This is a genomic window from Luteimonas campi, assembly GCF_051162505.1.
Lineage (GTDB): Bacteria > Pseudomonadota > Gammaproteobacteria > Xanthomonadales > Xanthomonadaceae > Luteimonas.
Genome location: NZ_JBNWEM010000001.1, coordinates 484063 through 510674 on the forward strand (window position 1 = coordinate 484063; position 26612 = coordinate 510674).

General features: G+C 69.5%; 21 protein-coding genes and 1 other RNA gene. 8 read left to right on the forward strand and 14 right to left on the reverse strand.

Annotated features, from left to right (window positions below; translation table 11 throughout):
* Nucleotides 1–69 precede the first annotated feature (69 nt).
* The 3 genes from dnaK to hrcA all read right to left on the reverse strand — a co-directional run bounded on the left by dnaK (nt 70) and on the right by hrcA (nt 3705).
* On the reverse strand, nt 70–1992 hold the full coding sequence (dnaK, locus tag ACQYVW_RS02245) for a molecular chaperone DnaK (protein ID WP_434933229.1): 1923 nt from the start codon (nt 1990–1992) through the stop codon (nt 70–72).
* A 106-nt stretch (nt 1993–2098) separates the two neighbouring features.
* Nucleotides 2099–2602: a nucleotide exchange factor GrpE gene (gene grpE, locus ACQYVW_RS02250; protein ID WP_434933228.1), complete on the reverse strand. Its 504-nt coding sequence runs from the start codon at nt 2600–2602 to the stop codon at nt 2099–2101.
* A 44-nt stretch (nt 2603–2646) separates the two neighbouring features.
* Nucleotides 2647–3705: a heat-inducible transcriptional repressor HrcA gene (hrcA, locus tag ACQYVW_RS02255; RefSeq protein WP_434945912.1), complete on the reverse strand. Its 1059-nt coding sequence runs from the start codon at nt 3703–3705 to the stop codon at nt 2647–2649.
* 206 nt (nt 3706–3911) lie between these two features.
* Here hrcA and recN point away from each other — a divergent pair, with 206 nt between their 5' ends.
* The 4 genes from recN (at nt 3912) to ACQYVW_RS02275 (ending at nt 13902) form a co-directional block, all read left to right on the forward strand.
* Nucleotides 3912–5582: a DNA repair protein RecN gene (gene recN, locus ACQYVW_RS02260; protein ID WP_434945913.1), complete on the forward strand. Its 1671-nt coding sequence runs from the start codon at nt 3912–3914 to the stop codon at nt 5580–5582.
* Nucleotides 5583–6020: 438 nt separating this feature from the next.
* Nucleotides 6021–11471, forward strand: a complete 5451-nt coding sequence (locus tag ACQYVW_RS02265; protein ID WP_434945914.1) for a HAMP domain-containing protein — start codon at nt 6021–6023, stop codon at nt 11469–11471.
* Entirely contained in the window at nt 11456–13216 is a 1761-nt protein-coding gene (locus ACQYVW_RS02270; protein WP_434945915.1) for a response regulator, read from the forward strand. Before ACQYVW_RS02265 ends, ACQYVW_RS02270 begins: the two co-directional genes overlap by 16 nt.
* On the forward strand, nt 13213–13902 hold the full coding sequence (locus ACQYVW_RS02275; RefSeq protein ID WP_434945916.1) for a sensor histidine kinase: 690 nt from the start codon (nt 13213–13215) through the stop codon (nt 13900–13902). Before ACQYVW_RS02270 ends, ACQYVW_RS02275 begins: the two co-directional genes overlap by 4 nt.
* A 42-nt stretch (nt 13903–13944) precedes the next feature.
* Here ACQYVW_RS02275 and fur read toward each other — a convergent pair whose 3' ends face one another.
* Entirely contained in the window at nt 13945–14349 is a 405-nt protein-coding gene (fur, locus tag ACQYVW_RS02280; RefSeq protein ID WP_434933221.1) for a ferric iron uptake transcriptional regulator, read from the reverse strand.
* 117 nt (nt 14350–14466) lie between these two features.
* Here fur and ACQYVW_RS02285 point away from each other — a divergent pair, with 117 nt between their 5' ends.
* Nucleotides 14467–14853 (forward strand): outer membrane protein assembly factor BamE, encoded by a 387-nt coding sequence (locus ACQYVW_RS02285; protein ID WP_434933240.1) that lies wholly within the window; start codon nt 14467–14469, stop codon nt 14851–14853.
* Between the two features lie 102 nt (nt 14854–14955).
* Here ACQYVW_RS02285 and ACQYVW_RS02290 read toward each other — a convergent pair whose 3' ends face one another.
* Both ACQYVW_RS02290 and ACQYVW_RS02295 read right to left on the reverse strand, forming a co-directional pair.
* Nucleotides 14956–15225, reverse strand: a complete 270-nt coding sequence (locus ACQYVW_RS02290) for an RnfH family protein (RefSeq protein WP_434945917.1) — start codon at nt 15223–15225, stop codon at nt 14956–14958.
* A 3-nt stretch (nt 15226–15228) separates the two neighbouring features.
* Nucleotides 15229–15657: a type II toxin-antitoxin system RatA family toxin gene (locus ACQYVW_RS02295; protein WP_434945918.1), complete on the reverse strand. Its 429-nt coding sequence runs from the start codon at nt 15655–15657 to the stop codon at nt 15229–15231.
* 38 nt (nt 15658–15695) lie between these two features.
* Between ACQYVW_RS02295 and smpB the strand changes: the two genes are divergently transcribed.
* Nucleotides 15696–16190 carry an SsrA-binding protein SmpB gene (gene smpB, locus ACQYVW_RS02300; protein WP_434933217.1) on the forward strand — a complete coding sequence of 165 codons (495 nt, stop codon included), beginning with the start codon at nt 15696–15698 and terminating at the stop codon, nt 16188–16190.
* Between the two features lie 160 nt (nt 16191–16350).
* On the opposite strand, the gene ACQYVW_RS02305 is transcribed toward smpB, so the two are convergent.
* Complete coding sequence (locus ACQYVW_RS02305) at nt 16351–18585, reverse strand: CHASE domain-containing protein (protein WP_434945919.1); 2235 nt, start codon at nt 18583–18585, stop codon at nt 16351–16353.
* A gap of 109 nt (nt 18586–18694) precedes the next feature.
* On the opposite strand from ACQYVW_RS02305, the gene ssrA reads away from it, so the two are divergent.
* Nucleotides 18695–19047, forward strand: a transfer-messenger RNA (tmRNA) gene (gene ssrA, locus ACQYVW_RS02310).
* A gap of 119 nt (nt 19048–19166) precedes the next feature.
* Here the strand turns inward: ssrA and ACQYVW_RS02315 are convergent.
* The 3 genes from ACQYVW_RS02315 to alr form a co-directional block, all read right to left on the reverse strand.
* Nucleotides 19167–19841 (reverse strand): YiaD family glycine zipper/OmpA-like lipoprotein, encoded by a 675-nt coding sequence (locus ACQYVW_RS02315; protein WP_434933215.1) that lies wholly within the window; start codon nt 19839–19841, stop codon nt 19167–19169.
* Between the two features lie 164 nt (nt 19842–20005).
* Nucleotides 20006–21436, reverse strand: a complete 1431-nt coding sequence (locus ACQYVW_RS02320) for a cryptochrome/photolyase family protein (RefSeq protein WP_434933213.1) — start codon at nt 21434–21436, stop codon at nt 20006–20008.
* Between the two features lie 28 nt (nt 21437–21464).
* On the reverse strand, nt 21465–22595 hold the full coding sequence (gene alr, locus ACQYVW_RS02325) for an alanine racemase (protein WP_434945920.1): 1131 nt from the start codon (nt 22593–22595) through the stop codon (nt 21465–21467).
* 137 nt (nt 22596–22732) lie between these two features.
* On the opposite strand from alr, the gene ACQYVW_RS02330 reads away from it, so the two are divergent.
* A complete protein-coding gene (locus ACQYVW_RS02330) occupies nt 22733–23458 on the forward strand; it encodes a hypothetical protein (protein WP_434945921.1) in 726 nt (241 codons plus the stop codon).
* A 12-nt stretch (nt 23459–23470) separates the two neighbouring features.
* Here ACQYVW_RS02330 and ACQYVW_RS02335 read toward each other — a convergent pair whose 3' ends face one another.
* The 4 genes from ACQYVW_RS02335 to rpsF form a co-directional block, all read right to left on the reverse strand.
* Nucleotides 23471–24871, reverse strand: coding sequence for a replicative DNA helicase (locus tag ACQYVW_RS02335; protein ID WP_434933210.1), 1401 nt, complete (start codon nt 24869–24871; stop codon nt 23471–23473).
* Nucleotides 24872–25253: 382 nt separating this feature from the next.
* Nucleotides 25254–25706: a 50S ribosomal protein L9 gene (rplI, locus tag ACQYVW_RS02340; RefSeq protein ID WP_434933209.1), complete on the reverse strand. Its 453-nt coding sequence runs from the start codon at nt 25704–25706 to the stop codon at nt 25254–25256.
* 158 nt (nt 25707–25864) lie between these two features.
* Nucleotides 25865–26095, reverse strand: coding sequence for a 30S ribosomal protein S18 (rpsR, locus tag ACQYVW_RS02345; protein ID WP_146385085.1), 231 nt, complete (start codon nt 26093–26095; stop codon nt 25865–25867).
* 11 nt (nt 26096–26106) lie between these two features.
* Nucleotides 26107–26538: a 30S ribosomal protein S6 gene (gene rpsF / locus ACQYVW_RS02350; protein WP_434933207.1), complete on the reverse strand. Its 432-nt coding sequence runs from the start codon at nt 26536–26538 to the stop codon at nt 26107–26109.
* Between the last annotated feature and the right edge of the window lie 74 nt (nt 26539–26612).

Genomic DNA, 26612 nt, shown 5'->3' on the forward strand with positions numbered 1-26612 from the left:
AGGGAAACCCGGGGCGGGACACAAAAGAGCGGAGCCGGAGCGCCGCTCTTTCGAATCCCGAATTCCGAATTACGAATCCCGGCCCTTTTCGTCCTTGACCTCGGTGAACTCGGCATCGACCACGTCGTCGCCGGCCGCCGACTGCCCACCCGCCTCTGCGCCACCGGGTTGCTGGGCGGACGCCGCGGCCGCGAACAGCGCCTGGGCGGCTTCCTCCAGCGCCTTGGTGCGCGTTTCGATCTGGCCCTTGTCGTCGCCCTTCATCGCGGTCTCGACATCGGCGATTGCCGCCTCGACCCGGCCGATCACGTCGCCCGGCACCTTGTCGCCGTTGTCCTTTACCGCCGTCCGCGCACTGTGCACCAGCGCGTCGGCCTGGTTGCGCGCACCGACCAGTTCCTGGAACTTGCGGTCCTCGTCGCGGTGCGCCTCGGCGTCGGCGACCATCCGCTGGATCTCGTCGTCCGACAGGCCCGAACCGGCCTTGATCTCGACCTTCTGCTCCTTGCCGGTCTTCTTGTCCTTGGCGGTGACGTGGACGATGCCGTTGGCGTCGATGTCGAACGACACCTCCACCTGCGGCATGCCGCGCGGCGCCGGTTCGATACCGGTCAGGTCGAAACGCGCCAGCGACTTGTTGAAACGGGCTTGCTCGCGCTCGCCCTGCAGCACGTGCACGGTCACGGCCGACTGGTTGTCCTCGGCGGTGGAGAAGGTCTGCGAGGCCTTGGTCGGGATCGTGGTGTTCTTCTCGATGATCTTGGTGAACACGCCGCCCAGGGTCTCGATGCCCAGGCTCAGCGGGGTCACGTCGAGCAGCAGCACGTCCTTGACGTCGCCGGCCAGCACGCCGCCCTGCACCGCCGCGCCGATGGCCACGGCCTCGTCGGGGTTGACGTCCTTGCGCGGCTCCTTGCCGAAGAACTCGGCCACGGCCTGCTGCACCTTGGGCATGCGGGTCTGGCCACCGACGAGGATCACCTCGCTGATGTCGGACGCGCGCAGGCCGGCATCGTTGAGCGCCACCTTGCACGGCTCGATGGTCTTGCGCACCAGGTCCTCGACCAGGGCCTCGAGCTTGGCGCGCGTCAGCTTGATGTTCAGGTGCTTCGGGCCCGAGGCGTCGGCGGTGACGTAGGGCAGGTTCACCTCGGTCTGCTGCGCCGAGGACAGCTCGATCTTGGCGCGTTCGGCCGCGTCCTTCAGGCGCTGCAGGGCAAGCGGATCCTTGCGCAGGTCGATCCCCTGGTCCTTCTGGAACTCTTCCACCAGGTAGTCGATGACGCGCTTGTCGAAGTCCTCGCCGCCGAGGAAGGTGTCGCCGTTGGTGGCCAGCACCTCGAACTGCTTCTCGCCGTCGACTTCGGCGATCTCGATGATCGACATGTCGAAGGTGCCGCCGCCGAGGTCGTACACCGCGATCTTGCGGTCGCCGCCGCCCTTGTCCAGGCCATAGGCCAGGGCGGCCGCGGTCGGCTCGTTGATGATGCGCTTGACGTCCAGGCCGGCGATGCGGCCGGCGTCCTTGGTCGCCTGGCGCTGGCTGTCGTTGAAGTAGGCCGGCACGGTGATCACGGCCTCGGTGACCTTCTCGCCCAGGTAGTCCTCGGCGGTCTTCTTCATCTTTTCCAGGATGCGCGCGGAGACTTCCTGCGCGGACAGCTTCTTGCCGTCGCTGGTCTGCACCCAGGCATCGCCGTTGTCGTGCGCGACGATGGCATAGGGCACCAGGTCGAGGTCCTTCTTGACCTCGGCATCGGTGAACTTGCGGCCGATCAGGCGCTTGACGGCATAGAAGGTGTTCTTGGGGTTGGTGACGGCCTGGCGCTTGGCCGAGGCGCCGACCAGGACTTCGCCGTCCTTGGTGTAGGCCACCACCGACGGGGTGGTGCGGTCGCCTTCGCTGTTCTCGATGACCTTGGCCTTGCCGCCGTCCATGATCGCCACGCACGAGTTGGTCGTGCCCAGGTCGATACCGATGATCTTTGCCATGATGGGGTTCCCTCTGGAATCTTGTCTGGTGGCGGCAGGCCGCCGATGGTGCGTATCTGGGGCTGCCTCGCGGGCGCTTCAAGCGCCGCGGGGCGGGTTTTCAGCGTCAGTCGTGCTTGGCGACGGACACCAGGGCCGGGCGCAGCAGCTGTTCGTTGAGCAGGTAGCCCTTCTGGAACACCTGGAACACCGTGCCCGGCGCGACGTCGGTGGTCTCCACCGCGCTCATGGCGTTGTGCTGCTCCGGGTCGAAGGCCTCGCCCGGCGCGGGCGCCACTTCGATCAGGCCGTTGTTGCCGCACACCCGGGTCAGCTCGCGCAGGGTCAGCACCACGCCATCGCGCAGCGGGTCTTCGGCTGGGGCGGTGTTGAGCGCGGCCTCGAGGCTGTCGAAGACCGGCAGCAGGTCGCCCAGCAGTTGCTTGTTGGCGAAGCGGCAGGCGTTGCGCACGTCGCGCTCCAGGCGCTTGCGCTGGTTTTCCATGTCGGCGCGGTCGACCAGCGACTGCGCGCGCAACTGCTCGAGCTCGGCCTCGAGCGCCTGGATGCGGTCCTCGGTATTCGTCTCTTCGGCCGCGGGCGCGGCCTCCTGCATCGGTTCCGTCGTCATGTCCTGGATTGGTTGGAGGCGGTCGCTGGCCGCCGGCCCCGGAGCTATGGGGTCGGCAGGTCCGGATTCAAGGCGGCGCCCAGCAGGTCCGCCGTCGCCTGGACCACGGGAATGACCCGGTCGTAGGCCATCCGGGTCGGCCCGATCACGCCCAGCACCCCCAGCACCTTGCCGCCGGCCGCGTAGGGCGCAGTCACCAGCGAGACGCCCTCCAGCGGGGCCAGCCCGGTCTCTTCGCCGATGAAAATCCGCACCCCGGGAGCGCGGATGGTGCGCTCCAGCAGTTGCAGGATCTCGCGTTTGCGTGCGAAGGCCTCGAACAGTTCGCGCAGGCGGTCCAGGTCCGACAGGTCCTGCACCCCGATCAGGCGCGTCTGGCCGGCCAGCAGCATGTCGTCGCTGTCGGCCGGCGCCAGTGCCTGCTCGGCCAGCTCCACGGTATGGGTGAGCAGCGCCTCCATCTCGTCGCGGGCGGCCTGCAGGTCGCGCACCAGGGTGGCGCGGATGTCGGCCACCGGGCGCCCAGCGAAGTTGGCGTTGAGATAGTTCGCCACCCGCTCCAGTTCCGCGCCCTCGAAGGGGCGGCGGGTCTGGATGATGCGGTTCTGCACGTCGTGGTCGGCGAACACCAGGATCGCCATCACCCGCTGCGCGTCCAGCGGCACGAAATCGATGTGGCGGAAGGCGAACTGCTCGCGGCGCGGCACCGACACCACGCCGACGAAATGGGTCATCGCCGAGACCAGCTCCGAGGCGCTGCCCAGCAGCGACTGGGTGCCGCCGCCCGCGGCCAGCTCGCCGCGCAGGCGCGACAGCTCGCCGCCCGACAGCGGCTGTACCTGCAGCAGCGAGTCGACGAACACGCGATAGCCCTGCGCCGTGGGGACGCGCCCTGACGAGGTGTGCGGCGCGGCCAGCAGCCCCTGCTCCTCCAGATCGGCCAGGATGTTGCGGATGGTCGCCGCGCTCACGTCCAGACCCGAATGCCGCGCCAGCGTCTGCGAACCGACCGGCTCGCCATCGTGGATGTGGCGCGCGATCAGGGTGCGCAGCAGCTGCCGCGCACGCGGGTCGAGATTGCTGCCGGGCGGGGAGGCGGCCATCGGCTGATTAGATCGCCCGGACCGGTGGCCCGCAAGCCGCACGGGCCGGGCCCGCTACAGACGGCCGACCCCGCCGGCGCCCGGCCCTACGCGATGCCGGCCCCTCCCCTGCCGGCCAGCCGGCTCGCCCGCCCACCGCCCTGCCCTCATGATCCGGGCCGTGACCGTCTCGGTTGTTGCGACCGCGCGCACTACAATGCCCGGCCATGCTCAAGCGCCTGACCCTTCGCGACTTCGCCGTCGTCCCCGAATCCGAACTCGAGTTCGGTCCGGGCATGACCGTGATTTCCGGCGAAACCGGCGCCGGCAAGTCGCTGCTGGTCGATGCGCTGGGCTTCCTGTCGGGCCTGCGGGCCGACGCCGGCATGGTCCGCCATGGCGCCCAGCGGGCCGAACTGCATGCCGAGTTCGACCCGGCCGCGGTCCCGGCGGCACTGGCCTGGCTGCGCGAGCAGGAATTCGATGACGGCAGCGCCTGCACCCTGCGTCGCACCCTGCGCGCGGACGGCGGGTCGCGGGCCTGGATCAACGGCCGGCCGGCCACCCTGGCCCAGCTGTCCCAGCTGGCGGGGCTGCTGGTCGAGATCCACGGCCAGCACGAGCACCAAGCGCTGCTGGAGAAGGCCAGCCAGCTCGCCCTGCTCGACGCCTTCGGCCGCCACGACGCGGAACTGGCCGCGGTGCGCGAGGCCGCTGCGGCCTGGACTGCGCTGCTGCGCGAGCGCGACGCGCTGTCCAGGACCGGCGACGTCTCCGAGCGGATCGACTGGCTGACCCATCAGCTCGCCGAACTCGAACGCGAGGACCTGCGCCCGGAAGCGATCGATGCCCTGGTGTCCGGCCACCGCCGCCAGGCGCATGCGGCCGGCCTGATCGGAGCCTGCGATGAGGCGCTCGACGGCCTGGCCGGCGACGACGGCCCCTCGCTGGTGCGCCGCCTGCAGCAGTTGCGCAGCGGACTGTCGCGCGAACTGGCGCACGAGCCGCGCCTGGGCGAAGTCGACGCGATGCTGGACTCGGCCGCGATCCAGCTGGAAGAGGCCACCCTGCTGCTGCAGCGGGTGCGCGAGGAACTGGAGGTCGACCCGGCCCAGTTCGAGGCGCTCGACGCCAGCCTTGCGCGCCTGCACGAACTCTCGCGCAAGCATCGCGTCGCACCGGGAGAACTGGCGGACCGCCAGGCCGGCTTCGCCGCCGAACTCGAATCGCTGCGCGATGCCGGCACCCGGCTGGACTCGCTGGCGGGCGAGATCGACCGCGCCGCCGCGCGCTGGCGCGAATCGGCCGATGCCCTCGGCCGGGCCCGGTCGCAGGCCGCGGCGCGGCTGTCGGACGCCACCACCGCGCTGATCGCCGAACTGGGCATGGGCGGGGGCGTGTTCGAGGTGGCGCTCGAGCCGATCGACGCCGGCCGCCCCGATCCCCAGGGCGGCGAGCGCGTGGAGTTCCTGGTGTCCGCCAATGCAGGACAGCCGCCCCGGCCGCTGCGCCGGGTGGCCTCGGGCGGCGAGCTGTCGCGGGTGTCGCTGGCGATCGAGGTCGCGGCGCTGGGGTCGGACACGGTGCCGACGATGGTGTTCGACGAGGTCGATTCGGGCATCGGCGGCGCCGTGGCCGAGATCGTCGGCCAGAAACTGCGTGCCCTGGGGGCCCGCTGCCAGGTGCTGTGCGTGACCCACCTGCCGCAGGTGGCCGCGCAGGGCCATGCACACTACCTGGTGAGCAAGGCCGACCGGGACGGACAGACCCGCTCGGCGGTACGTGCCCTCGACGCCCGCGAGCGCCAGGAAGAACTGGCGCGGATGCTGGGCGGCGTGGAAGTGTCGAAGGAAGCGCGCGCGGCCGCGAAACGGCTGCTGGCCAGCACGGTCGATTGAACCCTGCGGCGGCCACGTTGGCCCTGTCGCCATCGCTCCCAGACCCCGTTCCCGTGCCTTCCAGGCATCTGGCGGCTGCAGGCATCCCTGACTGCAGCGTCTCCGCGGGCGATCGCTTTGGTCGGCAGCGGCCGCGCCGGTAGCCGCGTCCTGAAGTCCCGGCACCGCGCCGCCCCTGTTGAGAGTCGTCCATGCACCAGGCGCGGCGTGCGATGCAGGCGGCTGACGGTTGACTGCTGCCATGCGCGCCTGTGAAGCCGACCCACCTCGCCGGAGCACCGTGTCCGGCGGTGGCCCACGTCGCGCAAGCGACCGCGCCCAAGCGCCTTCTGGGCCGCAGGACCGCGCTGCTGACCGTGATGACGGCGTGAGCGCTACCAGCGAGGCGCGGCGTATCGTCGCCGGTTGGACGGGCGATCCACTCCAGGGGAAGGCAGGATGGTGACGCAGACGATGCAGGCGGTGGATGTCGCGCCCGCCGAGCCGGCGCCAGGCCGGTCCGACGAGGCGATGCGCATGATGCTGTCCGCGCTCCAGGCAGTCGCACAGGGCGACTTCATGGTGGAGCTTCCCGGCCACTGGGAAGGCCTGGAAGGTCGACTCGCGGACGCGTTCAACACCGTGGTGCGCAGCAACCGCGAACTGGCGCTGGAACTGACCCGCGTCGGCGAAAAGGTCGGGCGCGAGGGCCTCACCCGGCAACGCATCTCCCTGCCCAACCGCCACGGCAGCTGGGGCGGCATGGAAGGCTCGGTCAACGATCTGGTCGACGACCTCGTCCGGCCTGTCGCCACGATCACCGAGGCCATCGCCGGCGTGGCCAAGGGCGATCTCACCCGCAGCGTGCCGCTGGAAGCCGACGGGCGTCCGCTGCAGGGCGAGTTCCTGCGCTCGGCCACGATCGTCAACCGCATGATCGAGCAGATGGGCGAGTTCAGCTCGGAAGTCACGCGCGTGGCGCTCGAGGTGGGCACCGGCGGACGCCTGGGCGGCCAGGCCCAGGTGGCCGGCGTCTCGGGCGTGTGGAAGGAGCTGACCGACTCGGTCAACCAGATGGCGTCCAATCTCACCGCCCAGGTGCGCAACATCTCCGAGGTCACCATCGCGGTCGCCAACGGCGACCTGTCGCGCAAGATCACCGTGGACGTGCGCGGCGAGATCCTGCAGCTCAAGGAGGCCATCAACACGATGGTCGATCAGCTTCGCGGTTTCGCATCGGAAGTCACGCGCGTGGCGCGCGAGGTCGGCACCGAGGGCAAGCTCGGCGGACAGGCGATCGTACCCGGCGTCGCCGGCACCTGGAAGGACCTGACCGACTCGGTCAACGCCATGGCGTCCAATCTCACCAGCCAGGTGCGCAACATCGCCGAGGTCACCACGGCGGTGGCGCGCGGCGACCTGTCGCGCAAGATCACCGTGGACGTGCGCGGCGAGATCGCCGAGCTCAAGGACACCATCAACACGATGGTCGACCAGCTCAACGGCTTCGCCGCGGAAGTCACGCGCGTGGCGCGCGAAGTGGGTACCGAAGGCAAGCTCGGAGGACAGGCGCAGGTGCCCGACGTCGCCGGCACATGGAAGGACCTGACCGACCACGTCAACTCGATGGCCTCCAACCTCACCAGCCAGGTGCGCAACATCGCCGAGGTCACCACCGCGGTGGCGCGCGGCGACCTGTCGCGCAAGATCACGGTGGACGTGCGCGGCGAGATCGCCGAACTCAAGGACACCATCAACGTGATGGTGGACCAGCTCAACAGCTTCGCCGCCGAGGTCACCCGCGTGGCGCGCGAGGTCGGCACCGAGGGCAAGCTCGGAGGACAGGCCCAGGTGCCCGGCGTCGACGGCACCTGGGCCGACCTGACCGACTCGGTCAACGCCATGGCCTCCAACCTCACCAGCCAGGTGCGCAACATCGCCGAAGTCACCACCGCGGTGGCCAGGGGCGACCTGTCGCGCAAGATCGCGGTGGACGCGCAGGGCGAGATCCTGCAGCTCAAGGACACCATCAACACGATGGTGGACCAGCTCAACGGCTTCGCCGCGGAGGTGACCCGCGTGGCGCGCGAGGTCGGGACCGAGGGCGAACTCGGCGGACAGGCCCAGGTGCCCGGCGTGGCCGGCACCTGGAAGGACCTGACCGACAACGTCAACTCGATGGCGTCCAACCTCACCACCCAGGTGCGCAACATCGCCGAAGTCACCACCGCGGTGGCCAGGGGCGACCTCTCGCGCAAGATCGCGGTCGATGCGCAGGGCGAGATCCTGCAGCTGAAGAACACCATCAACACCATGGTGGACCAGCTCAACGGCTTCGCCGCGGAAGTGACCCGCGTGGCGCGCGAAGTCGGCACCGAGGGCAAGCTCGGCGGACAGGCCCAGGTGCCCGGCGTCGCCGGCACCTGGAAGGACCTGACCGACAACGTCAACTCCATGGCCACCAACCTCACCACCCAGGTGCGCAACATCGCCGAGGTGGCGACATCGGTGGCGCGCGGCGACCTGTCGCGCAAGATCGCGGTGGATGCGCAGGGCGAGATCGCGCAGCTGAAGGACACCCTCAACACGATGGTGGACCAGCTCAACGGCTTCGCCGCGGAAGTGACCCGCGTGGCGCGCGAGGTCGGCACCGAGGGCAAGCTCGGCGGACAGGCGCAGGTGCCCGGCGTCGCCGGCACCTGGAAGGACCTGACCGACAACGTCAACTCCATGGCCACCAACCTCACCGCCCAGGTGCGAGGCATCGCCAAGGTGGTGACCGCGGTGGCCACGGGCGACCTGCAGCAGAAGCTGACGGTGGAGGCCAAGGGCGAGATCGCCGAGCTCGCCGACACCATCAACGGCATGACCGACACCCTGGCGATCTTCGCCGACCAGGTGACGACCGTGGCGCGCGAAGTGGGCGTGGAGGGCCGGCTCGGCGGACAGGCCAAGGTGCCGGGCACGGCCGGCATCTGGAAGGACCTCACCGCCAACGTCAACCAGCTCGCCGCCAACCTCACCACCCAGGTGCGTGCGATCGCCGAGGTCGCAACCGCGGTGACCCAGGGCGACCTCACCCGTTCGATCACGGTCGATGTCCGCGGCGAACTCGCCGATCTCAAGGACAACATGAACCTGATGATCGGCACCCTGCGCGCAACCACCGAAAGCAACAGCGAGCAGGACTGGCTGAAAACCAACCTAGCCAAGTTCAGCGGCATGATGCAGGGCCAGCGCGACCTGCTCACCCTGGGGCAGATGCTGCTGTCGGAGCTGGCGCCGCTGGTCGGTGCCCAGCAGGGGCTGATCTACGTGGTGGAGGCCGACGACGCCAGCCCGCGCGCGCGGCTGCGGCAGCTGGCGCGCTATGCCGACGCGCCCGGCGCACCCCAGCCCGGCACCCTCGCCTTCGGCGAAGGCCTGGTCGGCCAGTGCGCGGCGGAGGGCCGGCTGATCCTGGTCGACGATGTCCCCGCCGGATCGGTGCAGATCCAGTCGGGGCTGCTCAGCGCGGTGCCGCGCGCGGTGATCGTGCTTCCGGTGCTGTTCGAAAAGCAGGTCAAGGCGGTGCTGGAACTCGCGTCGCTGTCGGGCTTCACCCAGTCGCAGCGCGTCTTCCTGGAGCAGCTGTCGGGCAGCATCGGCATCGTGCTCAACACCATCGAATCGACCATGCGAACCGAGCGGCTGCTGGCGCAGTCGCAGCAGCTGGCGGTGGAGCTGCAGTCGCAGCAGGACGAGCTGCAGCAGACCAACGAGGAGATCGCGCTGAAGGCCCAGCTGCTGGCCGAACAGAAGGCCGAAGTCGAGCAGAAGAACCGGCAGATCGAGCACGCGCGGCACGAGCTGGAGGAGAAGGCGGCGGAACTGGCGCTGACCTCGCGCTACAAGTCCGAGTTCCTGGCCAACATGTCGCACGAGCTGCGCACGCCGCTGAACTCGATCCTGATCCTGGGCCAGCAGCTGGCCGAGAATCCCGATGCCAACCTCAGCGGGCGCCAGGTCGAGTTCGCCAAGACCATCCACGCCGCAGGCACCGACCTGCTCAACCTGATCAGCGACATCCTCGACCTGTCCAAGATCGAATCTGGCACGGTGACGGTCGAGGTGGAGCCGGTCGGCTTCGCCCACCTGCGCGAGAACCTGATGCGCGCGTTCCGCCACGAGGCCGAGCGGCGCGAGCTGGAATTCACCATCGATCTCGATCCCGCGCTGGAGCCGGCGCTCAGCACCGACCCCAAGCGGCTGCAGCAGATCCTCAAGAACCTGCTCTCCAATGCGTTCAAGTTCACCCCGCAGGGCAGCGTGCGCATGCGCGCCTACAACGCCGCCTCCGGCTGGTCTCCCGACAACGCCAGCCTGCGCGACGCCGGCGCGGTGGTGGCGTTCGAGGTGAGCGACAGCGGCATCGGCATTTCCCAGGACAAGCAGAAGATCGTGTTCGAGGCGTTCCAGCAGGCCGACGCCGGCACGTCGCGCCAGTACGGCGGCACCGGCCTGGGGCTGGCGATCAGCCGCGAGATCGCCGGCCTGCTCGGCGGCGAACTGCAGTTGCGCAGCGAACCCGGCGCCGGCAGCACCTTCACCCTGTACCTGCCGCTGCACCACGCCGGCAGCGACCAGGCCGGCGCGAGGCGCGCCTGGAGCGCGCCGTATGGCGGCCATGCCGCACCCGAGCCCTCGCGCACCGACCCTGGTCCGGTGAACGACGACCGCGACCTGCTTCCGGGCGACGCACCGGTACTGCTGCTGGTGGAGGACGACGTCCGCTTCGCCGGCGTGCTGCGCGACCTTGCCCGGGCGCAGGGCTTCCGGGTGCTGGTGGCGACCACCGGCGGCGAGGCGCTGCAGCTGGTCCATGCCTGCGCGCCTACCGCGATCTGCCTCGACATCTTCCTGCCGGACATGCTCGGCTGGACGCTGCTGGCGCGGCTGAAGCAGGATCCTGGCACGCGCCATATTCCGGTGCAGATCCTCACGGTGGAGGAAGGCCGCCACCAGAGCCTGGAGCGCGGCGCCTTCGCCTTCTTGGCCAAACCCTCCACCAGCGCAGCGATCGGTGCCTCGCTGCAGCGGATCCGCGACTATGCGATGCCGCGGGTCAAGCGCCTGCTGGTGGTGGAGGACGACGCCCACGAGTGCCTCGGCATCGAGCAGCTCATCGCGCACGACGACGTGGCCATCGACACCGTCGGCAGCGGTGCCGCCGCGCTAGAGGCGCTGGCCTCGGGCAGCTACGACTGCGCGGTGATCGACCTGCGCCTGCCCGACATGAGCGGCTTCGAGTTGCTCGACCGCATCCAGCAGCAACCCTCGCTGCACGAACTGCCGATCGTGGTGTTCACCGGCAAGGAGCTCAGCGCCGAGGAAGCGCAGCTGCTGCGGCAGACGGCCAAGAGCGTGGTCATCAAGGACGTCGAGTCGCCGGAGCGGCTGCTCGACGAGACCGCGCTGTTCCTGCATCGCGTGATCGCGGACCTGCGGCCCGCGCAGCGGCGCATGGTCGAGCGCCTGCACGCCTCGGACCATGCGCTGGCCGACAAGCGCGTGCTGGTGGTCGACGACGACGTCCGCAACATCTTCGCCATGTCCAGCGTGCTGGAACGCCACGGCATGCAGGTGGTGGCCGCCGGCACCGGCCAGGAGGCGATCGAGAAGGTCGCCGGCGACGATGCGATCGCGGCGGTGTTGATGGACATCATGATGCCCGGGATGGACGGCTACGAAACCATGCGCGCCATCCGCAGGCTGCCCGCCTCGCGCGCCCTGCCGATCATCGCGGTCACCGCCAAGGCGATGAAGGGCGACCGCGAGAAATGCCTGGAAGCCGGCGCCTCGGACTACCTGGCCAAGCCGGTGGTGACCGACGAACTGCTGGGGGTGCTGCGCCAATGGCTGCACCGGTGATGGACGCGCGCATCGCGCCTGCGGAGGACAGCGCCTCGGCCCTGGTCGCCGGGCCGGCGCGGATCCTGCTGGTCGACGACCAGCCCGCACGCCTGCTCACCTACCAGGCCATCCTCGAGCCGCTGGGCGAATGCCTGGTGCAGGCGCGCTCCGGACACGAGGCGCTCAAGCGCCTGATGGAGGACGACTACGCCCTGGTTCTGCTCGATGTGAACATGCCGGGGATGGACGGCTTCGAGACCGCGAGCCTGATCCACGGACACCCGCGCTACGAGAACACGCCGATCATCTTCGTCACCGCGGTCAACCTCTCGGACATGGACCGCCTGCAGGGCTACAAGCTGGGGGCCGTGGACTTCGTGATGGTGCCGGTGATCCCGGAGATCCTGCGAAGCAAGGTCGAAGTGCTGGTGGAGCTGTACCGCAAGCGGCGCGAACTGCAGCTGCTCAACGCCAGCCTGGCCGCCCGCAACCAGGAACTGCAGCGCGAAAAGGCACGTGAGCTCGAGGCGCTGAACGAATCGCTGCGGCTGGCCAACGAGGCACTGGCCAGCCGCAATGCCGAACTCCAGACCGAGGTGGCCGAACGCGCGCGCGCCGAGGAACGGCTGCGCGGGGTGGATCAGCGCAAGAACGTCTTCCTGGCGACCCTGGCGCATGAACTGCGCAACCCGCTGGCACCGCTGCAGAACGCGCTCAGCATCCGCCGCCTGCAGTCGGCGGCCGAGGACCCGCTGCAGGACACCATGGAGCGCCAGCTGGCGCTGCTGGTGCGGATGATCGACGACCTGCTCGACATCGCCCGCATCAGCCAGGGCAAGCTCACGCTGCGCCCCTGCGAGGCGTCCCTGGCCGGCGTGCTGGATGCGGCCGTAGAGATCGCCCGGCCATGGCTCGACGGCGGTGGCCATACCTTCGTGCTCAAACTCGATCCCGCCGACATCGTCCTCTACGCAGACCAGGCGCGCTTGGCCCAGGTGTTCGCCAACCTGCTCAACAATGCCGCCAAATACTCCGACCCCGGCAGCCATATCGAACTGGAGGCCGCGCTGGACGAGCCCAACGACGAGGTGGTGGTGAGCGTGCACGACAACGGCATCGGCCTGGCCGGCGAGTCGCTCGAGAACGTGTTCGAGATGTTCCGCCAGGTCGACACCACCGTCGAACGCGCGCAGGGCGGGCTCGGCATCGGGCTGACCCTGGTCCAGAAGATCACGGCGATGCACGACGGCCGGGTCGAGGTGGAAAGCGCCGGACTGGGCCGCGGCTGCACCTTCCGCGTGCGCCTGCCGCGCCATCCCGCGTCCGGGACGGCCGTGGCCAGCCCGGTGCCGGCGGACGCGGAGCCGGCCGCTGGCGGCACCGGTCCCAGCCGCGTGCTGGTGGTCGACGACAACCGCGATGCCGCCGACACGCTGGCGCTGATGGTGCGTACGCTCGGTCACGAGGTCGTGCAGCTGTACGACCCCGCGGGGGTGGAGGCCGAGGTCGAGCGCTTCTCGCCCCACCTGGTGCTCCTGGACGTGGGAATGCCCGGACGCAGCGGCTACGACATCGCGCGTGCCCTGCGGGCCCGCCGCGGGCAGGACGCCCTGTCGATCGTGGCAGTCACCGGCTGGGGCCATGCGGAGGACCGCAACCGTACCCGCGAGGCGGGCTTCGACGAACACCTGGTCAAGCCACCGCAGCTGGAGGCGATCCGGCGCCTGTGCGCCGCTGCGGGCGGACGGAACGCCGCGCCGTGAGCACGCCGCTGGGCAAGGCCTGGGTCGACCGTGTCGCGCACGACCTGCGCGGGCCGCTGGCGCCGATGCAGACAGCGGTCTACCTGCTCCGCGAGCCCGCCATCAGCGACAGCCAGCGCGACGAACTGCTCGCCGTGCTCGACCGCCAGATCGAGCGCCTCAGCGGGATGATCGGCGAGTTCAGCGATTTCGGCCGGGCAGAAACCGGCCGCCTGGTCGCGCATCGCGAGACGGTCGACATCGCGGCCCTGCTCGCCGACCTGGGCGGCGGCGCGCAGGACTGCCCGCCCCAGGTCGCGCTGGATCCCGCGGCGCATGGTCTGCAGGTGCAGGGCGACGTGTTGCGGCTTGCGCAGTTGTTCCAGCTGTTGCTCGGCATGCAGCTCACGCGCGGACAATCGACGCCCGTGTCCGCCCGGATCGAAGCGGCAGGCGGCGGCCTGCGCATGACCTGCGCACTGCGCTGCGCCGGGGCCTCGGACGAACTGGCGCAACTGCTGCTGGCGGCGCCGCACCCCGATCCGCCCGACGACACCTTGGGCTTCAGGCTGCTGATCGCCGGCGCGATCGCGGACGCACATGGTGGCAGCCTCGAGGGCAGCGCGCGGGATCCGGAGACGCTGGACCTGGTGCTGGAACTGCCGGCCGCAGGCTCCTCGCCCGGGCCGGCCGCGACGTCCCGCTAGACACGGCCGGCGGGGCCGGGCCCGCCGCGCAGGCCCCGTCGCTCAGCGCTTGCGGCGCACGTAGAGCACCAGCGAGTGCTCGTCGAGCAGGTAGCCGTGCTCGCCGGCGATCTTGTTGAGCAGGCTCACGATCTCCGGGCTTTCGAACTCGGTGATCTGGCCGCTGCTCATGTCGACCATGTGGTAGTGGTGGTCGCCACGGTCGAGTTCGTACAGGGCGTGCCCGCCCTCGAAATTGTGCTTGGTCACCAGTCCGGCGGCTTCGAACTGGGTCAGCACTCGGTACACCGTCGCCAGGCCGATCTCGTCGCCCTGCTCCAGCAGTTGGCGATAGATGTCCTCCGCGGTCATGTGCTGGCGCGGGTTCTTCTGTTCGAGCAGTTGCAGGATGCGCATGCGCGGGTGCGTCACCTTCAGCCCGGCCTTGCGCAGTTCGGTCGATTCCATGGAGCCTCCATTCACAGCCGATTTAGCGCCAGCTGCTTGGACGCCGGCCTCGGTGCGCCCGGGAGTGTATCATCGCGGCATCCACAGCCCGGTTCCGCAGGCCCCGATTCCATGCGCATTCCCCGCCTCCTGTTCGTCGTCCTGGTCGCCCTCGGCACGGCCGGTTGCGGCATCCTGTACAAGCAGCCGATCTACCAGGGCAACCTGATCGAGCAGACCGCGGTCGAGCAGCTGCAGGCCGGCATGGACAAGCAGCAGGTGGTGACCCTGCTCGGCACCCCGTCGATCGCCGACCCGTTCCACCACCAGCGCTGGGACTACACGGCCACCGAACGCACCAACCGCCGCGGCGAGACCGAGGTGAAGAACCTCACGCTGTGGTTCGAGAACGACAAGCTCACCCGCTGGGAAGGCGAATACTTCGCCGAGCAGGACAAGGAACTGTCCGAACGCATGCGCCGCTTCGGCAACCTGCCGAAAGAGAAAGGCAACCAGCGCCGCTAGTCGCGCGGCTGGCGATGCGCGTCGGGCGCGGCCGGCACCCCCGGCGCGTCGCGCGTGGTGCTTCCTGGCCTTGGCGGCGTGACGCCCGCGCGCCCTTGCGGCTCAGCGACGCCCGCGCTCGGCCTGCACCCTGGCCCGCCGACGCCGGCTGTCCTTGGGGTCGGCCAGCAGCGGCCCCAGCAGTTCGAGCCTGTCGCCGTCCCGCAGTCGCGCGTCCACGTCCACCCGCTCGCCATGCACCGCGAAGCCGACCACGCCCTCGCGCGGGAGGTGGCTGCGCGCCAGCGCGTCCGCCACGTTCGCCCCCTCGGGCAACTCGAGCGTTTCGGCCTGGTAGTGACCGGTCCAGGCGCGGATCAGCTGGACCCGCACCGCTCAGGCCTCCGCGTTCGCCACGCGCACGAAGTCGTCCACCATGCGGTCGGCCAGGCCGCGCAGCCCCAGCGACAGCACTGGCAGCATCAGGCTGCTCTGCGGCTCGAAATCGAGCGAAAGCGACACCTTGCAAGCGCTTTCGTCCAGGGCATGGAACTGCCAGCGGCCGTGCAGGCGCTTGAACGGCCCGTCGCGCAGCTCCATCTCGATGAGGTGCGGCGGCGACAGCGTATTCTCGGTGGTGAACCAGGTGCGGAAGCCGCCGATGCCCAGTTCCAGCCTGGCCAGCACCCGGGTTTCGGCCGACTCGATGATCCGGGCGTCCTCGCACCAGCCGAAGCGGCGCGGATAGGCGGCGACGTCGTTGACCAGTTCGAACATGCGATTGACTGAATGTTCCACCAGGGCGCTGCGTTGGATCGTGGGCATGGCTCGCGCGGGTGACCTGCTTCGGGGACAATGGCGGGATGGGCAAGAAGAGCGGCAAGGATAAGGCAAACGGCGACCGGACCATCGCGCTGAACCGGCGCGCGCGCCACGATTACCATCTCGACCAGCGCTTCGAAGCGGGTATGGCGCTGCAGGGCTGGGAACTCAAGGCGATCCGCGCCGGCCGCGCCAACATCGGCGAAAGCTACGCCATGGTCCGCGACGGCGAGCTGTTCCTGTACGGCGCGCAGATCACGCCGCTGATCCAGGCGTCCACCCATGTGGTGGCCGATGCGCACCGCAGCCGCAAGCTGCTGCTGCATCGTCGGGAGATCGACAACCTCATCGGCCGCGTGCAGCGGGACGGTTACACGCTGGTCCCGACCGCGCTGTACTGGAAGGGCAACAAGGTCAAGCTCGAGATCGCGCTCGCCAAGGGCAAGCAGAGCCACGACAAGCGCCAGGCTTCCAAGGACCGCGACTGGAGCCGCGACCGCCAGCGCGTGATGCGCGCCCACAACAAGGACGCGTGAGGGCGATCCGGCAAGCGCCCACCTCGGGCCTGTCGCGAAACGCCAACCCGACGGCGGGGTGATCTGAGAGGATCCCGGGCAAGCCGCTCTCGGTCCGTGCCGGGAAGAGGCCCGGCATGCGCCCCGTACGCACTTCCGCCGCCGCCGAGACCGGCCGCGATCAGTCCTGCGGCTGGCGTGGCTCGTGCGGCTCCACGGGTTCGGCCGGAAGCGTGAAGCGGAACGTAGCCCCCTCGCCCGACCGGCCCTCGGCCTGGATGCTGCCGCCATGCCGCTCGACGATGCGCTTGACCGTGGCCAGGCCGATGCCGTGCCCCTCGTACTCGTCCGCGCCATGCAATCGCTGGAACGGCCTGAACAGCTTGGACGCATAGGCCGGGTCGAATCCCGCGCCGTTGTCGCATACCACGAAACCCGCCATGCCCTCCGGCAGGTCCGCCGCCCCCGCATCCGCCGCCAGGCGGATCCGCGCCGGCGACCGTCCGGCACTGAACTTCCAGGCGTTGCCGAGGAGGTTCTGCAGCAGGTTGCGCAGCAACGCCGGATCGCCGCCCGCGACCAGGCCAGGCTCGATCTCCACCTCGACCTGCCGCGACGGCTCGGCCTGGCGCAGGTCCGCCATCACCTCCGTGGCCAGCCGGCTCATGTCCACACGTGCGTGGCGCAGTGGCTCGCGCGTGATCCGCGACATCTTCAGCAAGGCATCGATCAGCGCATCCATGCGGTTGGCCGCGTTGCGCACCCGCGCCAGATAGTCCAGCGCCTCCGGGCCCATTTCGGGCGCGAACCGCTCGCCAAGCAGGCGGCTGAAGCCCTCGACCGTGCGCAGCGGCGCGCGCAGGTCGTGCGACACGCTGTAGGCGAACGATTCCAGCTCGCGGTTGGCCAGGGTCAGCTCGTGGGTGCGCTGCTCGACGCGCGCCTCCAGGGTGCGGTTGAGCAGGCGCACGGCGCGTTCGGCGCGCAGGCGATCGGTGGCATCGTCCACCTGCACCAGCATCGCGACATCGCTGCCGATATCGCCGGGCACCGGCGACAGCACCGCCTGCACGAGGCGGATGTCGCCATCGCTGCGCCGCAGTTGCAGCGTCGCCGGCGCGGTCGCGCTGTCGGCCAGCGCGGTCTCGGCCTCCGGATCGAGGAACTGCGCGGAAAAGCGGGTTCCAGGCAGGGCGCCGAGGGCGACGCCCAGGATCCTGGACAGGGCCGGATTGGCTTCGACGATGCGACCCTCGCCGTCGAGCAGCGCGATGCCGGTGCCCGAATACAGCATGGCGTTGCGCAGGCGCTGTTCGCTGCGCCGGTACGACTCGCTCATCGCCTCGGCCAGGCGCTCGGCGCGCGACTGGGTATGGGCCAGGGCCAGCACTACCGCGAACAACAGCAGCGACAGCGCCGCACCGGCGGCGAGCACCGCCTCGCGGTCGGACAGGCCGCGTCCGGTCCCGGCCTGCGCCCGCGGCTGGAAATCGATGCGCCACTGCCGCCCGTAGGCTTCGAAGGTGGTGCTGTGCTGCAGCGGGCCGGCTTCGGCCCCGGCGTGCGCGATGTAGTCCGCATCCTGGTGCAGCAGGCGCTCCCCGCCGACATCGTCGCCGAGGTCGAGGATACGGATGAGCTGGCCGTTGCGATACGGCTCGAGCGCGCTGTCGACGAAGGCGCGCGCATTGAAGGGCGCGTATACCCAGCCCGAGATCGCGTTGCGTCGCGCCAGCAGGTTGCCCGGCTGGATGCCGTTGGCGTAGACCGGCGCGAACATCAGCAGGTCGTCCTGGCGGCCATCGCGATCCTGCAGCAGCGCCAGCGGCGCACTCAGCCTGACCTCGCCGCTGTCGCGCGCCGCCGCCATCGCCCGGTGGCGGCCGGCTTCGGAGAACATGTCGAAACCGATCGCATCGCGATTGGGCAGCGTCTGCGGCTCCAGCAGCAGGATCGGGCCGTAGATCTCGCGCACGCCGTGCGGGCGGATCTGGAACAGGCCCTTGCCTTCGTCGCGCATCGCCAGTTGCAGTGCGTCGAGGTCGCTGCGGCGCAGATAGGGCACGTAGCCCAGTCCCATCATGCCCTTGAACTGGTGCTCTATGTCGAGTCCGCCCACGTAGTCGCGCCACTGCCGCTGGGTCGGGCGCGCTACGGACCAGTACAGCGACACCCCCCCGCGCAGCGCGAGCTCGTAATGCAGCAGACGCTGGCGCAGCTGCGTGGTGATCTCATTGCTGTCGGAGACGAAACGGGCATGCAGGGCCATGCGCTCCCGTTCGCCCGCCAGGCCAGCGTAATGCCAGACGATCAGCAGCGAACCGATCAGGGTCAGCACCGCCAGCACATAGCCCCGGCGCACCCGCGGACGGCTGCGGCCGGCAGCCCCGACAGCGCCTGGCAAGACCTGCGACATCAACACAGCATACCGGCAAGCCTGAATGCCCGGAGCGCGGCGCGTCCGCCCGCCTTGCGTGGCTCCCGCCCGCCCCTATACTGGGCGTGTCAGCGTGATCGACATTCCCGGGGGTGCACTGGCTTCGACGGGGGTTGCGAAATCGCCTGGCGCATGCCGAGGGGGCAGCTTTCCTCGTTAATCCAGCGGCAAACTCTAGTTGCCAACGACGACAACTACGCTCTCGCCGCTTAAGGCGTAAAGCCCCGAACCCACTTGTGCCCGTACTCGTGGATGTAGGGTCATTATTACGGGAACCAGCCGTGGCGGCCGCCTGTCTGCCCCGGTTGAACTCACAGGCTGGTTCCGGGGTGCGCTTCGCACACCGTGCTGCTCCGGGACGAGATCCAACGGTGGGCTAAGCATGTAGTGCTGGGGATGGAGTGCCTTCGGACGCGGGTTCAATTCCCGCCACCTCCACCAAACACGGGCCGGAACCTTCAGGTTCCGGCTTTTTTTTGTGGCCCTGCCCCGCCCGCCCCGCCGCCAGCAAAGAAAGGGGCCGCTCGCGCGGCCCCCTCCGGACGTCATGTCGGGCCTGCTCAGCCCTGCAGCGGCACGATCCTGATCTCGACGCGACGGTTCAGGGCGCGGCCCTGTTCGGTGCTGTTGTCGGCCACCGGGAAACGGTAGCCGAAACCGGCTACCTCGAAGCGCTCGCGCTGCAGACCCTGGCCGATCAGGTAGCTGGCCACGTTCTGGGCGCGCTGCTCGGAGATGCGCTGGTTCACCGCTTCGCCGCCGACGTTGTCGGTATGGCCGCTGACCTCGACGATGGTCTGGTTGTACTCGCGCAGCGTGTTGGCCACGTTGTTGAGGGCGGGATAGAACTGCGACTTGAGCTCGGTGCGGTTGAAATCGAAAGTCACGCCATCGGGCAGGTTGAGCTTGATGGTGTCGCCTTCGCGGTCGACCTGGATGCCGGTGCCCGCGGTCTGGCGGCGCAGTTCGGCTTCCTGGCGGTCCTGGTAGGCGCCCACCGCGCCACCGGCCAGGCCACCCACGCCAGCGCCCACCATGGCGCGCTGGCGGCGCTCGGTGGCGTCGCCGCCGCTGAGCAGGCCGGCCACGGCGCCGATGCCGGCGCCGATCAGCGCGTTGTTGCGGGTGCGGTTGGGATCGTCCGGCGCATTGGTCTGGCCGGTGTACGTGGCGCAGCCGGCGAGCATCGAGCCGGCGAGTACGGCCGAGATGGCGATCGCGGTCTTGTTGCGCATGTTGGCGGTCTCCTGCGGGCGGCTGTCCCGCTTCATGAATGGGCCGCCAGCAGACCATGCGCCATGCCAACGGTTGGTGACGGGGCGCACGCGCTCCCGGAGCACGGCACGTTTCCGTTCAGGAAACTCGGGCCAGGACCGTGATCGCCGCTGCGGGGAATGCTTCAGTCCGTATTCGCCTCGCGCAGCGAGCGGTAGGCGTGCAGGGCCTGCTCCCGCCCCGCAGCCAGGTCGACGATTGGGCGCGCGGGATAATCCGGCGCAAGCTGCCTGGCCCTGCCCGGGTCCAGCCAGGGGGCGTGGCGCAGCGGTAGCGGCAGCGCCGCGAGCTCGGGCAGCCAGCGGGCCACGTACCGGCCCTCGGGGTCGAACTTGCCGGCCTGGGTTACCGGATTGAACACGCGGAAATACGGCGCCGCGTCCGCGCCGGTGCCGGCCACCCATTGCCAGCCCATGGTGTTGTTGGCCAGGTCCGCATCGACCAGGGTTTCGTGGAACCTGCGCGCGCCCTCGCGCCAGTGCTGGCGCATGTGCTTGCACAGCCAGCTGCCGACGATCATGCGGACCCGGTTGTGCATCCATCCCGTGTGCCAGAGCTCGCGCATGCCCGCATCGACGATCGGCACACCGGTGCGGCCGCGCCGCCAGGCCTCCAGCAGCCGCTGGTCGGGCCGGGCCCAGGCGAAGGCGTCGAACCGGCGATCGAAGTTGTGCTCGGGGCTCTGGGGAAAATGGTGGAGCAGATGGTGGGCGAACTCGCGCCAGCCGAGCTGTCGCAGGAAGGCATCGATGTCGGCACCCGTCGCCGCGGTGCGCCGGGCTTCGAGCGCCGCGGCGATGCGCCAGGACGTGATCTCGCCGAAATGCAGGTGTGGCGACAGGCGCGCACTGCCGACCCGGTCGGGCCGCTCACGCTGTTCCCGGTAGCCGTGCAGGGCGCCGTCCAGGAACACCTCGAGCGCCTCGCGGGCGCCGGCCTCGCCCGGCGTCCAGTGCTCCCAGAAGCCGGCATCCCAGCCGCGCGCGGGTGCAAGCCGCAGCACATCGAGCCGGATGCCGTCGGGATCGCCTTCGATGTCGGGCAGCGACGCAGGTGGGGACCAGGGCGTGGCCGGGTGCCAGTCCGCCAGTGCGGTGCGCCAGAACGGCGTGAACACGCGATACGGTCCGCCCTGTCGGGTGGCCAGCGTCCAGGGTTCGAACAGCAGGGAGCCGTTGAAACTCTCCGCGTGCAGACCCTGGGCACGCAGGGCGCGCTTGATCGCGGCGTCGCGTCGCTCGATCGCCGGCTCGTAGCGGCGCGTCCAGTACACCGCCTCGGCGTCGCAGGCCGCCGCGATGGTACCCAGCAGTTCGAGGCTGGGGCCGCTGAAGATCCGCAGCCGCGAGCCGCGTGCGCGCAGGCTTGCGTCGAGTGCCGCCAGCGAACGCTGGCGCCAGGCGTCGGAGGCCGCGCCCGGCCGCCATGCGCCCTCTTCCTCAGGCGCGTGGATGTAGATGCAGACCGGCACCTGGCCGGCGTCGAGGGCCGCGCGCAACGCAGGCTGGTCGTCCAGCCGCAGGTCGTTGCGGAACCACACCAGGGCATTGGCCATCGATCCGCGGTCCTGTCGTGAAGGGACGTCAGCGCGCCCGGCCGAGATACTCGCGCGGGATGCGTTCGTTGAGCTGGACCAGGATCTCGTAGGGGATCGTACCTGCGCTACAGGCGACTTCCTCCACCGTGATGGTCTCGCCGCCCTGCGTGCCGACCAGCACCACCTCGTCCTCGTTCCAGGCGCTGTGCGCACCGATGTCGACCATGAACTGGTCCATGCATACCCGGCCCACGACCGGATGGCGGCGGCCACGCACCAGCACCTGCCCGCGCGAGGACAGCGCGCGCGGCCAGCCGTCGCCATAGCCCAGCGGCACGGTCACCATCCGGGTATCGCCCTGCGCCGTCCAGCTGGCGCCGTAGCCGACCGTGCTGCCGGCGCGCACCACCTTGAAGTAGACCACCTGCGAGACCAGCGAGAGCGCCGGCGCCACCGCGACCGTGCGCCTCGAAGCCGGACCGGGCAGCACCCCGTAGAGCAGGATGCCGGGGCGCACCATGTCCAGCCAGGTGTCGGGAAAGTGCAGCACGCCGCCGGAATTGGCGAGGTGGCGGCGCGGCATCGGCGCTCCGATCCGCTCGAAATGCGCGCAGGCCTCGAGGAAGCGCTCCAGCTGCAGCGCGGTCATCGGCGCGTCCGGATCGTCGGCGCAGGCCAGGTGCGAATACACCCCGACGACCTCGCACCAGGGCGAGCGCGCCGCCGCCTCGATGAGGGGCCCGGCCGAGGCGGCGTGCACGCCGATGCGCTCCATCCCGGTATCGATCTTCAGGTGCACGCGCGCGCGCCGGCGCAGCGCCCGGGCGGCCTCCTCCACCTGCGCGAGCTTGGACAGCGAGGAGACGGTGAGCTCCAGGTCGTGGACGATGAAACCGGAGACCTGCGGGCCGAAAATCCCCCCCAGCACCAGGATCGGCACGCCGATGCCGGCTTCGCGCAGCGCGATTCCCTCCTCGAGGAAGGCCACGCCCAGCTGCTGCGCGCCGGCGGACTGCAACCGTCGCGAGACCTCGACCAGGCCGTGGCCGTAAGCATTGGCCTTGACGATCGGCATCACCGGCACGCCGACATGGGCGGCGATCGCGCGGTAGTTGCCGGCGATGGCCTCGAGGTCGACCCGGATGCGGCTGGGCCGCTGGTTGGAGATGGGGTGCAAGACGATGCGCCGGGGGGCATGGAGGCGTGCGGCAGGCGACGATTCTATCTCCAGCGACGCGACGCGCCGCATGGGCGTTCGCGCCGTGGCGGTCGCCGGGTATGCTGCAGGTCCGGACTCAGGATGAGATCGTGGACATGAACGGATTCGTGCAATGCCGCCTGGCGACCTCCTGCCTGGCCTTGGGCCTCGCATCCATCGCCTCCGCTTCCGGGGCGCCCGCTCCCGCCCGCTTCATCGACGGCTCCGCAGTGGAGATCGCCCCTGGCGACTGGGATGGCGGCTTCGCGTTTCCCGGAGTCTACTGCCTCCGCTTTCCGGTGCCGGAGGAGGCGAGACACCGCGTCAGCGGCCTGTTCAATGGGACCAGCACATCGCTGGTGAGGGTCGAGTACGACTCGGGGCTGGAAATGTCCGTCGTCAGTTCAATCATGCCCGCCCCCCTGGACAGCCGACAGGATCATGCGAGGCAGATCGAAAGCGCGCGCGAAGTCGACGCGCTGCTCCCCGAGGCGCTGTACCGGTTCAGCGTGGCGGATTCCGCCATGGGCCCGGTCATGCGCAGGCACCTGGCGAACGCCGTGTCGCGAATGCCGTCGCATCTGGATCCGTTTCCGATCGCGATCGCGTTTCACGATATGCCCGCGGGACATTACCGTTCGATCGCCGAGCTTCGCGAGTTCTCCCGATGGCCCGACCGCTACGAGGTGACGGTGTATCCGCCGGTCCCGAATCCCACCAGCGCACCCGAGATCGAACTGGTGCGGCAGATTGCCGCCTCGTTCGCGGATGGACTCATGCAATCGCTGCAGGACTGCACGGGCGCGTTTCCCGCGCGTGATCCGGACGCAGCGCTGCCGTGAGCGGGGCCGGCGCTATTCGAAGCTGCCCACCGAGTCGTGGGCTAGGTTGTCGAAGCGGGTGTACTCGCCGAAGAACTTCAGCTTCACCGATCCGGTCGGGCCGCTACGCTGCTTGCCGATGATGATCTCGGCCAGGCCCTTGTCCGGCGAGTTTTCCTTGTTGTAGTACTCGTCGCGGTAGATGAAGATGATGATGTCGGCGTCCTGCTCGATGGCGCCCGACTCGCGCAGGTCGGCCATCACCGGGCGCTTGTCGGTACGCGTTTCCAGCGAGCGGTTGAGCTGCGACAGCGCGATCACCGGCACGTTGAGTTCCTTGGCCAGGCCCTTGAGCGAGCGCGAGATCTCGGAGATCTCGGTGGCGCGGTTCTCGCTGTTGCCGGGCACGGCCATCAGCTGCAGGTAGTCGATCACGATCAGGCCGAGGTCGTGCTCGCGCTTGAGACGGCGCGCCTTGGCGCGCAGCACGTCGGGCGACAGGCCCGGCGTGTCGTCGATGAAGATCTTGGTTTCCTTGATCATCCGGATCGCGCTGGTCACGCGGCTCCAGTCCTCGTCCTCGAGCTGGCCGGTGCGCAGGCGGGTGGCGTTGATCCGCCCGTTGGACGAGATCAGGCGCAGCGCCAGCTGGCTGGCCGACATTTCCATCGAGAACACCGCCACCGCCTTCTTGGTCTTGATCGCCGCGTACTCGGCGATGTTGAGTGCGAAGGTGGTCTTGCCCATGGCCGGGCGCGCGGCCAGGATGATCAGGTCGGTCGGCTGCAGGCCGGCCGTCATCTGGTCGAACTCGGTGTAGCCGGTCGGCAGGCCGGTGATGCCGCCGCCGTTGGCGTGCCGCGTCTGCAGCACGTCGAAGGCCTCGGCCATGGCCTTGTTGATCGGGGTGAAGTCCTGGCGCCCGCGCGAGCCGGCCTCGGCGATCGCGAACACCTGCTGCTCGGCCTTGGCCAGGATCTCGGCGCTCTCGCGGCCCTCGGGCTGGAAGCCGTCGTTGACGATCTCGGTGCCGATCTCGATCAGCTGGCGCAGCACCGCCTTGTCGCGCACGATCTCGGCATAGGCCTTGATGTTGGCCGCCGAGGGCGTGGTGCTGGCCAGTTCCACCAGGTAGGCGCCGCCGGCCACCTGCTCGGACAGGCCATTGGATTCGAACCACTCGCCCAGGGTGACCGCATCGAAGGGACGGTCCTTCTCCGCCAGCTCGCGGATGGCGCGGTAGATCAGCTGGTGGTCGCGCCGGTAGAAGTCCTTGTCGTTGAGCAGGTCGGCGATGCGGTCGAAGGCATCGGGCGCCAGCATCAGGCCACCGAGCACCGCCTGCTCGGCCTCCACCGATTGCGGGGGAACGCGCAGCTGGTCGATGCGGGGTTCGCTGCGTTGGTCCTGGCGGAAGCCGGGGCGTGCGGACATCGTGCAAGTCACTCCTGGCAACGGTCCGGGCCGCGTCGGCGGCACCGGGCCGGTCATCGTAGCGGCCACGGCTGTGGGCACGCGACGGAACAAGCTGTGGATAAGATCGCGCGCGGAGGTCTCGCGACATGCGACCGCGCGAGGGCGGCTCCGACGCGTTCCCGGCGGCTTCAGGATGCCTCCGCACGTCGGCAGCGGAACATCTCGCCGACAGGCAGGGAAACTCGGCCCTTCGGGTGCGCACGGCCCGGGTGCGAACACCCGGCCCGCCCGGTCCCGCGGCGACTGGCGACGGGCCACGCAGGTCGCCCCGGCCCTTCCCGCCCCCGAAACAGGACAGGCGCCTCGCGGCGCCTGTCCTGGGTCCAACCTTGGCGGAAACTCAGGCCGCTTCGGGCTCGACGATCACCTTGACCGTGGTCTCGGCGTCGGCGTGCAGGTGGATCACCACGTCGAACTCGCCGGTGTTGCGCAGCGGGCCTTCGCCCATCACGACTTCCGACTTCTCGACCGGGGCCACGGCCTTGGTCAGGGCCTCGGCGATGTCGCGCGGGCCGACCGAGCCATACAGCTTGCCCTCGGTGGAGGCGTTGGCGTAGATCGTCACGCTGGCGCCTTCCAGCTTCGCGAGGCGGGCCTGGGCCTGGTCGGTGATGGCCTGGGCCTTGGCTTCGTACTCGGCGCGCTTGGCCTCGAACTCGGCCAGGTTGGCGGCGGTGGCCGGCACGGCCTTGCCCTGGGGAACCAGGAAGTTGCGGCCGTAGCCCGGCTTCACGGTGACCTTGTCGCCGAGGTTGCCGAGGTTGGTCACGCGCTGCAGCAGGATCAGTTGCATGTCGTTGCTCCGTATTCGTTAGCGGCGCGAGGCGCCGCAACGGTTGCTGTCCGAATCGGACGGATCGGTGCGTCGAGGAGGTGGCGACGCGATCGCCACCCTGCCCTCTCCTCCCGCCTGCGGGAGGAAGAAACGGCCCGCGTCGTGCGGGCCGCGCCTTAGACGTTGTGGTTGTCGGTGTACGGGATCAGCGCGAGGAAACGCGCGCGCTTGACCGCGAGCGCCAGCTGCCGCTGGTAGCGCGACTTGGTGCCCGTGATGCGGCTCGGCACGATCTTGCCGTTCTCGGTGAGGTTCTGGCGCAGGGTGTTGAGATCCTTGTAGTCGATCTCCTTGACACCCTCGGCGGTGAACTTGCAGAACTTGCGGCGGCGGAAGAACTTGGACATGTCGGTGCTCCTCAGGCGGCGGCGTCGGTCGATTCGGCCTTGCTGCCGTCGCCGTCGGTGGACGTGGTTTCCTCGTCATCGCGGCGGCGACGCTCGGTGCGCTCGGGCTTGTCGCCCTTCTCGTCCTTGTTCTTCATGATCAGGGACTGCTCGGTCTCGGCCTCGTCGCGGCGCATCACCAGGTGGCGCAGGATGGCGTCGTTGAAGCGGAAGCCCTCGACGAGCTCGTTGAGCACGTCCTGGCCGGCTTCGATGTTGAGCAGCACGTAGTGGGCCTTGACCAGGTTGTCGATCGGATAGGCCAGCTGGCGGCGGCCCCAGTCCTCGAGACGATGGACCGTACCGTTGCCGTTCTCGATCAGCGTCTTGTAACGCTCGATCATCGCCGGCACCTGTTCGCTCTGGTCCGGGTGGACCAGGAACACGATTTCGTAATGACGCATGGGTTGTCCTTTCGGGTATTCGGGCGCCCTCGCGGACGGCCCGGACAGCTCCCCAACGCCCCGGAATGGACGCG